Below are 13,182 nucleotides of genomic sequence, written 5' to 3'. Positions count from 1 at the left end.
TACAAAAGTCGTTATTAAAAATTGCCGTGTAACCCAGCAACATTAAAGAGTTGACCTTCGTATCAATTAACACTAATCTAAAAATGTAAGCGCTTTCACGTGTAATTAAATACGAACCTGTAACATATTTCAACAAGTTTTATTTTTTTATAAACGCGCCCTTACGCTTCATCGCATTAAATACAGTGGCTATTTATGCATTTAAGGTTTAAAAAGGTTTGTTACTAATGACAAAATTATCGTTACCATCTCATTCACCTCTATTAACAAAAAACTTTGTTTATGGTGTGGCTACGGCATCATTTCAAATTGAAGGTGGAATTGAACATCGCCTGCCCTGTATATGGGATACCTTTTGCGATACACCAAACAAAATAGCCGACAACTCAAATGGACATGTTGCCTGCGATCATTACAACCAGTGGCATAACGATATTGAATTAATAGACTCTCTCGGTGTTGATGCTTATAGACTTTCTATATCTTGGCCGCGAGTAATGACCTTATCGGGAGAACTAAATCCTGAGGGCGTAAAGTTTTATACTAATATTCTTGATGAGCTTAATAAGCGCAACATTAAAGCGTTTGTAACGCTATATCACTGGGATTTACCCCAACATTTAGAAGATAAAGGCGGCTGGTTAAATCGCGATACCGCTTATGAATTTGCTCGGTATGTAAAGCTTATTAGCCAAGCATTTGGCGAACGGGTATTTTCGTACGCGACCCTAAATGAGCCATTTTGCAGTGCATTTTTAGGCTACGAAGTAGGCATACATGCCCCAGGTTTAATAGGCAAACAATATGGTAAAAAAGCAGCGCACCATTTATTACTTGCCCATGGCTTGGCAATGGATGTGCTAAAGCACACCTCCCCTAATACTCAAAATGGTATTGTGCTTAATTTTACACCTTGTTATCCATTAACACAGTCACCAGAAGACATTAACGCCGCTTCCTACGCCGATGATTATTTAAATCAATGGTATATGAAACCAATAATGGACGGCCAATACCCCGATATTATAAAGCAGCTTCCCAGCAATCAGCAGCCTGAAATCCACCCAGGCGACATGGATATAATTTCACAATCTATAGATTACTTGGGCATTAACTTTTATACGCGACAAGTATACAAAGCACACCCGAGCGAAATATACGAGCCACTTGCTCCACAAGGGCCGTTAACCGATATGGGCTGGGAAATTTACCCGCAGTCGTTTACCGATCTACTTGTAACACTTAATAATACCTATACCTTACCGCCTGTTTATATTACCGAGAACGGCGCAGCGATGCCCGACACCATTAAAAATGGCGAGGTAAATGATGCAGATCGCGTAAACTATTACAACAGCCACTTAAATGCGGTGCATAATGCCACAGTGCAAGGTGTTAATATTATTGGTTACTTTGCGTGGAGCTTAATGGATAATTTTGAATGGGCAGAAGGCTATTTAAAACGCTTTGGCATTGTTTACGTTGATTATAAAACTCAGCAACGTACTATAAAAGCCAGTGGCCAAGCTTATAAACACTTGATACAAAGCCGTAAGTAACCAATGAAGTCTATTCGATTAATCGCATAAATAAAAATCAAAAAGCGAGAACCTAACATCATGATAAGTGTAAAAGAAAAAATAGCCTATGGCCTTGGTGATACGGCAAGCAATATTATTTTTCAAACAGTTATGATGTTTTTAATGCTTTACTACACCGATGTAGTAGGGCTTTCTCCTGCTGTGGTAGGCACCCTATTTTTAGTGGTTAGGTTATTTGATGCCATCACTGACCCAGTTATGGGTAATTTAGCCGATAAAACTCAGTCTCGCTTTGGCCATTTTAGGCCCTATTTATTATGGCTTGCCCTGCCCTTTGCGCTTATTAGTATTTTAGCGTTTACCACACCAGAGCTTGAAGGCACCGATAAAATTATTTACGCCTTTACTACCTACACCTTGCTTATGGTGGCGTATACCGCCATAAATATTCCTTACTGTGCATTAGGCGGCGTGCTCACAAGCGATGTAAAAGAACGTGTTAGCGTGCAATCGTATCGATTTGTATTTGGTATGTTAGGCGGCGTTATTGTTGCGGGCTGTACCATGCCAATGGTTGAATATTTTGGCCAAGGCGATACTGCCAAAGGGTATCAATACACTATGACAGCAATGAGCTTGCTTGGCTTAGTGTTATTTTTACTGTGTTTTTTTGGTACAAAAGAGCGTATAGAGCAACCGCCAGAGCAAAACCTCTCGTTGTTCAAAAGTTTAAAAACCTTAGTTAAAAACGATCAATGGCGAGTCCTGTGCGCTGCCGCGCTTTTTTTACTTACGGGCCAAGTAATACGTCTAACCTTAGGGGTTTATTACGTTAAATACTATTTAGGGCAAGAAGATTTAATTACCTCCTTTATGACCCTAGGGGTGGTTGGCAGTATGATTGGGTGTGCTTTTGCTCAGCCGTTGGCTAAGCGGTTTTGTAAAATAAAAGCTTATATTAGTTTGCAGTTAATCGCTGCGAGCATATGTAGTGCGAGCTATTTTATCTCCCCAGATAACATTACCTTGGCATTTACCGCTTTTATTTTATGGAAGTTTTTTTTAGATATGGCGACCCCGCTACTATGGGCAAAAATGGCTGACACCATAGACTACGGGCATCACAAAACTGGGGTAAGAATTACCGGCCTTGTGTATTCGGGCGTTATATTTTTTATAAAAATGGGAGTGGCATTAGGCGGTGCAATTGCAGGCTGGCTGCTGGCTTTTTATAATTACCAAGCGCAAACAATGCAGAGCTTTGATACGCAACAGGGTATTTTATTGTCGTTCACTATTATACCTGCGTTTGGCTCTTTGTTTGTTGCATTTATTATGCGTAAATACACGCTCAATAATGCACAGTTGGCCTCTATACAGGCCTCGCTAAAAACTAGTGCTAGTTAACATTTGATGGGTACGGTATTATTTGCCCGCCAAAATAAAGGATATAAGTGAGTTAACAATAACATGGCCACAATTTATGAAGTGTCAGAACTTGCTGGCGTATCGTTAGCGACTGTGTCACGGGTAATGAATAAAAATACACGAGTCAGTGAAAAAACCACTAAAAAAGTACTCGATGCTATGCAGCAGTTAGGCTATAAACCTAACTCTATTGCGCAATCGCTTGCCTCAAACAGAACCAACAGCGTGGGTATATTGGTCTCAGAGCTTCATGGTCCTTTCTTTGCTCAAATGATGGCGGGGATCGAATCAGCCCTACGCGCTGCCGGCAAGCACGTTATTATTACCACCGGCCACAGTGAAGACGATAAAGAAAAAAACGGCATTGAATTTTTAATTAGCCGAAAATGCGATGCACTCATTTTACATGTAGAGTCAGTCAGTGATGATTACCTAGTTGAGCTTAGTAAAGGCAAAACCCCTATTTACCTAATTAACCGTTACGTACACTCACTTGAAAGTAACTGCATTAGCCTAGATAACGAACTTGGCGGTTACTTAGCCAGTAAATCTATTGTTGAGCAGGGCCATACAAATATTGCCTATATTGCTGGGCCACAGGTCAAGGCCGATGCCAGAAACCGTTTAAAAGGGCATAAAAAAGCACTGCGCGAAAACAATATCCCCTTTAATGAGGCGCTATTTTACGAAGGCGATTTTAACGAAATTGGCGGCAGCAAAGGCCTTGAAAAACTGCTCAATACACGTATTCCGTTTAGTGCTTTGGTGTGTGCTAATGATGAAATGGCATCAGGCGCAATGAAATACGCCCGTGAGCACGGCTTTAATTTACCAGAGGATTTATCGGTTATAGGCTTTGATAACGTTATATTTGCCAACTACCTTTACCCTACGCTAACTACCATAGATAACCCAGTGGAAGAAATGGGTGAAATGGCTGCTAAAATGGTGCTACAAGATGTGTATCAGCATAAAAACTTACACATAAACCGCGTGTTTGAACCCACCCTTATAAAACGTGACTCAACCCAACCACTGCCAAAATAACGCATAAAAAACGGCGCTATTTAAGCGCCGTTTTTATTAACCCCCAGTAATACCAATCTGCAATAATACTTAATCATTTAATTATGCGGATTGGTATAACTTATTTTGCTATCCACGGGGTTACTTTGACTACATTTTCTACATTGCCGAGCAGATTTACGTCACCTTCCCAGTTATCTTGTACTGCAAAGTAACATACTGATTTTTCGCATTGTATATGTGGATTATTAAAAGCCACAGGCTCTTTAAACGTGACAGCAACGCCTTTTTGCTCAGGTAATAAAAACCACATGAGCTTACTAACAAAAAAGCCCGACAAATCAGTTAAAAGCTCATCTAACTCGTTATTAATTGTGTACAACGAATCTTTAGTTAAGTTTAACCCTTCAAACTCACTGGCCTCAATTTGTAGTTTTAACTGGCAATCGTGATCAGGGTTTTGTGGTTCAACAACAATAACGGCTTTATCCGTATCGAGCTGCTTATCAAACGGTAAAAGTAACTGCGCTTTATCAGTAAAATTAAGCGGGTATTCGTTATTTTCAGTTAAAATTGTGCCGCTTTTAATGGCACATGCTTCGTTTGTAGCAATATCGCTAATGTAAAAGTTAACCCGTGCATACTGAAAGTCGCCCTTGTTTACCACTTTTAATCTATCGTAAAAGCCATCGTACGACATAACAAACTCTTTAGCATTAACGGTACTGGCCGCCAGGCTCAGTAAAATGAGTAATGCATTAGTATTAATAAGTCGTTTTTTATTCATCAAAGTAAGCTCTGTTTTGGTTAATCATAGTATTTAACTCTTCTATGTAGGCCTCGCCGCGTTCTGAATACGACATTAAACCATGCGTTAGTGCTGTAGCCGCTATGGGTTTTTGTTGCCGGCGTAAATCTTCACGTATCAGGCGTAACTCTTTGTAGGCATTATGCGTGTTAATATTTCTAAAATACGAGCTAACTGCCGCGCGTACCGACTTAAATGCAGCCACTTCGTGCGCAGCACCAGTATTGCGGCGTCTTGGCACCATACCGCACCCTTTTGAGTAGCACCATTGGCCGAAAAAGTTAAGTCCAATGCGTGCAAAGCGCGATGTACCCCACGCCGACTCATTCGCCGCTTGCATTAGCGCAAGCTCTTTAGGAATAATATCAACACGGCGCAGCGCTTGCGTTAAAATTAGGGTGTTTAGCGTTTCAGGCAAGCCATAGGCTTTTAAAATATTAACGATGTCGCGCTGTTGTTTTTTCTCAAGCGGTTCGTTGTATTCAAGCATCATCAGCGCAATTTCTAACTTAGCACGTTGCTGTAATATTTTTTTATTTTCAGCCTCAACATGTGGGCGAATAAAATCAAAAAATGCCTGTTTTTTCTCTTTCACATCAGCAAATTCAGAAAACTTAGGTAAGGTAACATTGTGCAGGGGTTTTTCTTTTTTTTGCACCTTTTTAGGTTGTTCATCTGTGGTCTGTTCTTCAACCTCATGCTCATTACTTTGCATAAATGGGTATGCAAGCGCCCATAAAAAAAATACGCTTAGTAACAGCTTTAAAATGGTTTTTAGCATGTACTCTCTCAATCTAACTACAAATTATGCGTGGCAAAAACACACGCATATGAACACCCATTATACCTAAGCCACTATATAAACGCGAATAACCTGCTTCGTTCATTCGCAATTTATAAGCACAAAGGTATACTGAGCGAGTAGCCAATTATGATCATTAAACGCGCTATAATTAAAATAACCTCTTGTTTGATAACGTTTTAGGTAAGGCAGTATGGATAAGCAATGGCAACAACGAATAATAGAGCAAGCAAAACACCGCCCTAACGATAATCGCTCACCTTGGCAAGTAGACCGCTCTCGAATAATACATGCTGCAGCATTTAGGCGTTTACAAGCAAAAACCCAAATTATGGGAATAGGCTTAAACGATTTTTATCGTACACGCCTAACCCACTCGTTAGAAGTCTCGCAAATTGGTACTGGCATATTACGGCATTTAAAAGCACAGCACAGCGACTTTACACACTTTCCTTCTACTGGTTTATTAGAAACCTTATGTTTAGCGCACGATATAGGCCACCCCCCGTTTGGCCATGGCGGCGAAATAGCCTTAAATTACATGATGCGTGAGCACGGAGGGTTTGAAGGAAATGCACAAACACTACGTATAGTCGCTAAACTTGAGCCATACTCTGATGGCCACGGCATGAACCTAACCCGCCGCACCTTGCTAGGATTTATAAAATACCCTGCCTATATAAATGATTTATGGCACACAATTCCTGATGTAAATAGCGCACGCTCATTTATAAAAGCAGATGATTGGCGCCCCGCTAAAGGCTTATACCACGATGACGCGCAAATATTTGAGTGGATCATTGCCCCTTTAAGCAACAACGATAAGGCCCTATTAACAAGCCATACGCCAGTAGATCAGTACCGAGCAAAAACCCGTTATAAATCGTTAGATAGCGCCATAATGGAACATGCCGATGACATAGCATATGCAGTGCACGACCTAGAAGATGCCATAGCTACTAAAGTGCTCACATTAGATGATTGGCAAACACATGCATTACCCCACTTAAACGCACTTAATTACGATTGGTTAAACACTAAATTAGACTCGCTCACCCAACGCTTGTTTTCAAAAAACGATTTTGAACGTAAAGACGCCATAGGCGAGCTGGTCAATATGTTTATTATTCATATTCATTTAGATGTGCAGCATGGTGATTTTGAATGCCCTATTTTAAAGTACACCGCAAAGCTGGACCCGCAGTACGAGCGCGTTTTGCAAATATTAAAGCATTTTGTATTTAAGCGCTTAATACGTGACCCCGAAATGCAGCAGATAGAGTTTAAAGGTCAAAACTTACTAATTGAGTTATTTACCGCTTTTGCCAGCGACCCACTGCGTTTATTACCCGAAACAACACAAGCACTGTATCTAGACGCTGAAAAACAAAACCAAGGGATGCGCATAATATGCGATTACCTAAGCGGCATGAGTGACGAATACGCTTATAAAACGTACCAAAGGCTGTTTTCGCCAGTTCAATAAATTTAACTACGTGCATTGGTGTGTATTGCGCTTTCTTACTCAAAATTTACCTGCAAAGATTATTAAACCTTTGTATATTTATTAAACTATAAAAATAAGAGCATGGATTATGAACACACCACACACTTTTAACTCCTTTAAAGCGTTTTACCCCTACTACCTAAAAGAGCACCGTAATGTAACCTGCCGACGCCTACATTTTATAGGCAGCACTTTAGTGCTTGTAGTTATTACTATTGCCTTAATTAAACAACAATATAGCTTGCTGTGGCTATTACCGATTATTGGGTATGGATTTGCGTGGGTTGGGCATTTCTTCTTTGAAAAAAACCGCCCTGCTACATTTAAGCACCCATTTTATAGCTTATGGGGAGATTGGGTTATGTTTAAAGATATACTTATCGGTAAAATAAAATTTTAATTTTTATATTATTTTCTTATAAAAATCATTCGTAACCTTTTTAAACGCTATACAACTTGTTCTCAGGTACAGAGCTGCGTCGCTTTGAAGTAAGCACCCCGCGCAATAAATACAATTTAAGCGCTACTTGGACCCATGATGCGCTGCGTACCACACTAAGAACTACGCGTTACGGTGAAACCCAAGACCCATCATCAACGCCTGAGCTAAACGAGGTATTAAAACCTAAGTGGATCACTGATTTAGATGTAGCTTATGCCACTACCGATAACCTAACGCTTAGTTTAGGTGCCAATAACATTTTTGATGTATACCCAGATCCAACCCGCGAAAATGTAGAAGAAGTCTCTACTTTTTCTCGCTTGTTCGCATATTCAAGCTTTTCGCCCTACGGATTTAATGGCCGTTACGTGTACGGCAAAATAGAAATGAAGTTTTAAGCGCTAAACATTTCAAAAATTACTCAAAAACACAAAAGCCACCTAGTCGGTGGCTTTTTACTGCGAACTGCTCAAATCAATTAGATTTTAGTTAACCAGCCGTGTTTGTCTTCACTTTTACCCCATTGAATATCGTTCAATGCTTGGCGTAATCGCGCTGTTGTAGGGCCTGGCTCGCCACTGCCTACTTTGTATTCTTTATCGTTATGAATAAACGTGCCTACCGGCGTTAACACCGCAGCAGTGCCTGAAAGTGCAGCTTCTGTGCCTGGCTTTGCAGCACGCTCTAAAAGCTCGGTAACGCTAAAGTTACGCTCGCTTACTGTCATGCCTAAGTCTTTTGCAATGGTTAAAATGCTATTGCGCGTTACGCCATGTAAAAACGTGCTATCAAGCGCTTTGGTAATAATTTCGTTACCATCAATAAGAATAAAGTTAGCTGCACCTGTTTCTTGTACGTCGCCACCTGGGCAAAACAAGATTTGATCGGCTTGGTATTTTTCGCGCGCTGCGCTAATTGGTGCAAGTGCACTGGCGTAGTTACCACCACTTTTTACCATGCCCATGTGCGGGGCACAGCGCATGCCATCTTCTTCAAGTAAAACACGCAGTGCAGTAGCGCCGCCTGTAAAGTAATCGCCAACTGGCGATAAAAGTGTATATAACAACGAGCTCATTGACGGCGCCGCCGCTTTACCAATGGCAGCCTCTGTTCCTATGTGAGTTGGGCGAATGTACATAGAGCCTGGTGGTAATGGCGTTTCATCAGCATATTCTTTAACAATTTTGATAATCATGTCTTTTAGCATTTGCCCATCAAAGCTTGGTAGGCTTAATAACGCAGAGCTTTGCTGCATACGCGCAATGTTTGCATCTATTCTAAAAATATAAATAGAGCCATCTTCGTGGCGAAACGCTTTTAAGCCTTCAAAACACGTACTTGAATAATGAAGAACGTGCGCACCCGCATGAAGTTCAAGTTTATCGGAAGGGACGATTGAGCTTTCGCTCCATTGGTTATCTGAAAAACGAGCTTGAATCATCTGCGGCATAAACACAGTACCGAATGCGGCCATTTTAATCTCTCTTGTGTGGTCTATTTTTCTCCATTGTATGACAATCATGCATCGTTTAACCATAGCAAAACTGAGGCTTTTTTAATTATCAAAAAGAATTTTTTGCAACTACTGTTTATAAATTAGCCACATTGCTAAGCACATACAAAAAAGCCGATTAATGCATCTTCATTAATCGGCTTTTTAAAGGCACATTATTTATTTAAACGAGTACCTAATAATACGTTTTAATACCGAGCCGTACTGTTTAAAAAAACCACCTGTATGATAATCAATACCGTGCTTTTGCATAACGGCTTGCACTTGCGGGGCTACCTCTTGATAGCGAGAGGACGGCATATCAGGAAATAAGTGATGCTCAATTTGGCAGCTTAAATGCCCAGTTAAAACATGAAACCAATGCGGGCCTTTGATATTTGATGAGCCTAACACTTGGCGATAGTACCACTGCCCTTGCGTTTCGTTTATGCAGTCTTCTTGTTTAAAGGTTTCGGTGTCCTCAGTAAAGTGGCCACAAAAAATAATGGTTGAGGTCCATAAATTACGGATTAAATTTGCCAGTAAGTTGCCTGCTAATACCCATAAAAACAAAGGCCCTGCCAATAAAGGAAATATCACATAATCTTTTATTAATTGGCGCGCGCCTTTACTAAAAAAACGCTGTTTTAGGGTAGAATGCGATACACCCCCTTCGCGGTTTTCTTTCTTTTTACCTATAAACACACGCTCTGCAGCCAGCTCGTGGTACGACACCCCCCACTGAAACAGCACACTTAAATTAATATACGTAATAAACTGCCACACATTTTTTAACCGCCATTTAAAATCATTGCTTAAACGCAATAAGCCATAACCAAAGTCGCGGTCTTTACCAATAATATTAGTGTAGGTGTGGTGCTCAAAGTTATGAACGCGATGCCAACTTTGGCCATCGCATGCAATATCCCATTCGTAGTTTTGCGAGTTAAGCTGCTTGTCGTTCATCCAATCGTATTGGCCGTGCATAACGTTGTGGCCAATTTCCATATTGTCCAAAATTTTTGCAACCGCTAATAGCAGCACACCTACAACCCATAAAATTGGCTGAATAAAGCCCAGCATAAGTAAAATACGCCCACTCCACTCACATAGCCGCTGCTTTTTAACAACCGAGCGAATATAGTTTGCATCTTGTTGCCCTACTTTGCTTAGTGTATTCATTTTTATGCTATCTAAATCGTGGGCTAACTGATCAAAGTTTATGTTTTTCATAGCTGTAACTCCAAATCGCTAACAGGTTGACTAACACACAGTTGAATTAACTGCTCGCCACTATCACTCAGCTCGCCAGTTTTTAAATTACGCACCACGCCTGACTTTTTAATGCACTGGCACTGGTGGCAAATACCAATGCCACACCCGCGTTTAACTGGTAGTTGTTTTGCCTCAAACTGTACTAACAAAGGGTTGTTAGCATTGACGAGATGAGCGGTGCTATTAATATGTACGTTAAATAGGCTGTCGTCATTTTGGCTTGGCAGTGTTAAACCAAATGCCTCTTGGTAATAATTTAAATGGTGCTTTTTAGCAAAATCACTCACCGTTTTCATAAAGTTTGCTGGCCCACAGCAGTAAATATCTGGGTTTTCCCACACATTTACATGGCGTGTAATGTCACCTGATTGCTCGCGAGTGAGCAATAAAAATGAAAAATGTGAAAACTGATTTGCTAATGCACTTAGCTCATCTACACATTGGTGTGCTGCGGCTTTGGCATAATAAATTAACAATACTTTTTGTGTTGTATGTTTTAAATGCTCACTAATCATGGCAAGCATAGGTGTAATACCCGAGCCGCCTGCTATAAACGTTGTATTGTTTTGGGAATTTTTATAAACAAAGTCGCCACTAGGCGCTGAAATATTGCACCACTCACCGACTCGTAAAGCACTGCTTAAAAGGCTTGTAAATCGCCCTTGCTGATTAGTTTTAATTAATAAACGCACTAACCCCGTTTTTTTAAATTGCTCAGGGCTTGAGGCAACCGTAAACACACGTGTTAATAAACGCCCATTTATTTCTACCGTTAAACTAATATGTTGGCCAGCAATGTGTGCCTGCCAGTGCTGAGTAGGCTTTAAGGTAATACTTAAAAAGTCACCATTGTACTGCGTTAACTCTTCAATTTTTGCTCTATAAAGACCAGCACGCCACGCAGGCTTAACCATTTGCATAATGGGCTCAATATAGCCTGCAAAGCTTTGATGGTGTAAAAACCACTTCGAAAATTGGTCTAATACTTTAGTAATCATCACTATTAATCTCTTGGATATTAAATATTGAATTTGAACTTACATGTGTACGCTCAAACTTCAGCGCACAAGTGTACGCCCAAAAAAATTAATTTCAATAGTATTAGAGTAAATAGTCAGTTTTTTAGTGTAATTTATATGCAAAGCTTAAATTTAAAGTGCAGTACTAAAGCCTTAATAAAGGTGCAACAAGTAGCTGTTTTAAATACTAAAGGTAGCTATGTAGCACTGCAGATAAACTCTTGTTGATTGAAATATATATAGTTTTTATTAAATTGCCACATTTAGCAAAATCAGCAGTAGCATGCTAATGTAGGCATTACTTGCTTACTTATTAAACAGGACAAAACTGTGTTTTTCCCTATAAAATCGATTGCTAAAACAGTATCAACGGCGTTAATAGCTGCATTGATTTCAATGCCAGTGGCGGCTGTTGATTACAAAACCCTTGATGTGTTACCGCTCAATGTAAAAGCCGTCAGTGTGGCTAAAGGAGTAACTATCCCCTGGGCTATTGAGCCGCTAAGTAATGGTGATTTACTTATAACCGAGCGAAGCGGCACACTTTATTTGCTGCCTAAAAAATCATCAACTTTAACTAAGCTCTCGGGTTTGCCACAAATTGATGCTAACGGGCAAGGCGGTTTACTCGATTTAGCCCTACATAGCCGACCAGACAATAATCAATGGCTTTACATAACTTACTCAAGTACCCAAGGCGCTAAAAGTGGCAGTAATACAGCCCTAATGCGCGCCAAGCTGAGTGACGATCGCACTGAGCTTTTAAACACACAATTACTTTATAAAGGTGAGCATAACAGCACAAAAGGCCAGCACTACGGCAGCCGTATTGTGTTTGATAACCAAGGCTATGTTTACTTTTCTATTGGCGATCGCGGCGCGCGCGATAAAAACCCGCAAGACTTAACCCGTGATGGCGGTAAAATTTATCGCTTACACACTGATGGCCGTATTCCTAAAGATAACCCGTTTGTAAATCAAAAAAGCGCTAAACCCGCTATTTGGTCATACGGACACCGTAACCCGCAAGGTATGTGGTTTGATACAACAACACAAACGTTATGGTCTCATGAGCACGGCCCACGCGGCGGCGATGAGCTAAACATAATTAAAGCGGGCGCTAATTATGGCTGGCCGGTGGTTAGTTATGGAGTTAATTACAGCGGTACGTCGTTTACCGACATACAAGAAAAAGACGGCATGCAATCGCCCGTACTGCATTGGACCCCCTCCATCGCCCCTTCTGACATGTTATTGGTTAGCAGCGATAAGTACCCGCAATTAAAAGGCAAGCTTTTGCTATCGTCTATGAAGTTTTCGTTTTTAAGTGCACTGGAAATATCTAACAAAGGTGTTTCAAAGCAATATAAAATTTTAGAAGGAATAGGCCGCGTTCGCAGCTTAGCACAAGGCAGTGATGGCTATATTTACTTAGGCATTGATGGACAAGGAATTAAACGCCTTGAGCCTGACCTATAAAACCGTTTGTAACCGCAGCATAGCAAATAATGCGTTTACCTTGTTTTTATTAACAAGGTAAACGCCCTACGGCTAAAAGAACTATTTAGCTTTTTGTAGCGTATGGTAATGCTAGGGCGTGTTGATCTCTGATGGTTGAATTTGCAGCAGTATGTTTGGTTTTTAGGCAAGGCAGAGCCTATGAAGTTTGGTTACTCCCCATAAATAGGCGATAACGCAGCATAAATGCCAAACATGCGCTGCCCTTCGGGTTCTGCCTAGGGGCGATAAACTATTTGTTGCCTACATGGATGTAGGTAAGGGGCGTGAGCAGGACGCGGAAGCTTTACTCGGTTTTTACTTATTCTTACATGGATGTAAGTC

At 40.7% G+C, this 13,182-nt stretch carries 11 protein-coding genes and 1 pseudogene; 7 read left to right on the top strand and 5 right to left on the bottom strand.

The genetic code is table 11. The features are described 5' to 3' along the window. Positions 1-227: 227 nt before the first annotated feature. From AN393_RS16880 to AN393_RS16870, 3 genes are all read left to right on the top strand, one after another. Entirely contained in the window at positions 228-1,559 is a 1,332-nt protein-coding gene (locus AN393_RS16880; protein ID WP_055018709.1) for a GH1 family beta-glucosidase, read from the top strand. A 60-nt stretch (positions 1,560-1,619) separates the two neighbouring features. Next, positions 1,620-2,948 (top strand): glycoside-pentoside-hexuronide (GPH):cation symporter, encoded by a 1,329-nt coding sequence (locus tag AN393_RS16875; RefSeq protein ID WP_055018708.1) that lies wholly within the window; start codon positions 1,620-1,622, stop codon positions 2,946-2,948. A 63-nt stretch (positions 2,949-3,011) separates the two neighbouring features. Next, on the top strand, positions 3,012-4,016 hold the full coding sequence (locus tag AN393_RS16870) for a LacI family DNA-binding transcriptional regulator (protein WP_055018707.1): 1,005 nt from the start codon (positions 3,012-3,014) through the stop codon (positions 4,014-4,016). Between the two features lie 100 nt (positions 4,017-4,116). On the opposite strand, the gene AN393_RS16865 is transcribed toward AN393_RS16870, so the two are convergent. Further along, complete coding sequence (locus AN393_RS16865; protein WP_055018706.1) at positions 4,117-4,782, bottom strand: DUF2987 domain-containing protein; 666 nt, start codon at positions 4,780-4,782, stop codon at positions 4,117-4,119. Further along, positions 4,775-5,584: a glucosaminidase domain-containing protein gene (locus AN393_RS16860; protein ID WP_055018705.1), complete on the bottom strand. Its 810-nt coding sequence runs from the start codon at positions 5,582-5,584 to the stop codon at positions 4,775-4,777. Before AN393_RS16860 ends, AN393_RS16865 begins: the two co-directional genes overlap by 8 nt. A gap of 214 nt (positions 5,585-5,798) precedes the next feature. On the opposite strand from AN393_RS16860, the gene AN393_RS16855 reads away from it, so the two are divergent. The 3 genes and pseudogenes from AN393_RS16855 to AN393_RS16845 form a co-directional block, all read left to right on the top strand. Then, complete coding sequence (locus AN393_RS16855; RefSeq protein ID WP_055018704.1) at positions 5,799-7,091, top strand: anti-phage deoxyguanosine triphosphatase; 1,293 nt, start codon at positions 5,799-5,801, stop codon at positions 7,089-7,091. 109 nt (positions 7,092-7,200) lie between these two features. Next, the gene (locus AN393_RS16850) at positions 7,201-7,512 is read left to right on the top strand and encodes a DUF962 domain-containing protein (protein WP_055014399.1); all 312 of its coding nucleotides are present in this window, start codon (positions 7,201-7,203) and stop codon (positions 7,510-7,512) included. A 53-nt stretch (positions 7,513-7,565) separates the two neighbouring features. After that, a pseudogene (locus AN393_RS16845) lies at positions 7,566-7,952 on the top strand (TonB-dependent receptor domain-containing protein); the annotation flags it as partial. A gap of 80 nt (positions 7,953-8,032) precedes the next feature. Here the strand turns inward: AN393_RS16845 and AN393_RS16840 are convergent. The 3 genes from AN393_RS16840 to AN393_RS16830 form a co-directional block, all read right to left on the bottom strand. Further along, the gene (locus AN393_RS16840; RefSeq protein ID WP_082422776.1) at positions 8,033-9,076 is read right to left on the bottom strand and encodes a branched-chain amino acid aminotransferase; all 1,044 of its coding nucleotides are present in this window, start codon (positions 9,074-9,076) and stop codon (positions 8,033-8,035) included. Between the two features lie 150 nt (positions 9,077-9,226). Beyond that, on the bottom strand, positions 9,227-10,279 hold the full coding sequence (locus tag AN393_RS16835) for an acyl-CoA desaturase (RefSeq protein ID WP_055014402.1): 1,053 nt from the start codon (positions 10,277-10,279) through the stop codon (positions 9,227-9,229). Further along, complete coding sequence (locus AN393_RS16830) at positions 10,276-11,319, bottom strand: flavin reductase family protein (protein WP_055018701.1); 1,044 nt, start codon at positions 11,317-11,319, stop codon at positions 10,276-10,278. The genes AN393_RS16835 and AN393_RS16830 overlap by 4 nt, the downstream gene beginning before the upstream one ends. Positions 11,320-11,736: 417 nt before the next feature. Here AN393_RS16830 and AN393_RS16820 point away from each other — a divergent pair, with 417 nt between their 5' ends. Next, positions 11,737-12,819 carry a PQQ-dependent sugar dehydrogenase gene (locus AN393_RS16820; protein WP_235576214.1) on the top strand — a complete coding sequence of 361 codons (1,083 nt, stop codon included), beginning with the start codon at positions 11,737-11,739 and terminating at the stop codon, positions 12,817-12,819. Positions 12,820-13,182 lie beyond the last annotated feature (363 nt).

The sequence above is a fragment of the Pseudoalteromonas sp. P1-25 genome, from assembly GCF_001401805.1.
GTDB lineage: Bacteria > Pseudomonadota > Gammaproteobacteria > Enterobacterales > Alteromonadaceae > Pseudoalteromonas.
Note: the sequence above shows the minus strand (reverse complement) of the source record. Positions and strands in the feature narration are given on the sequence as shown.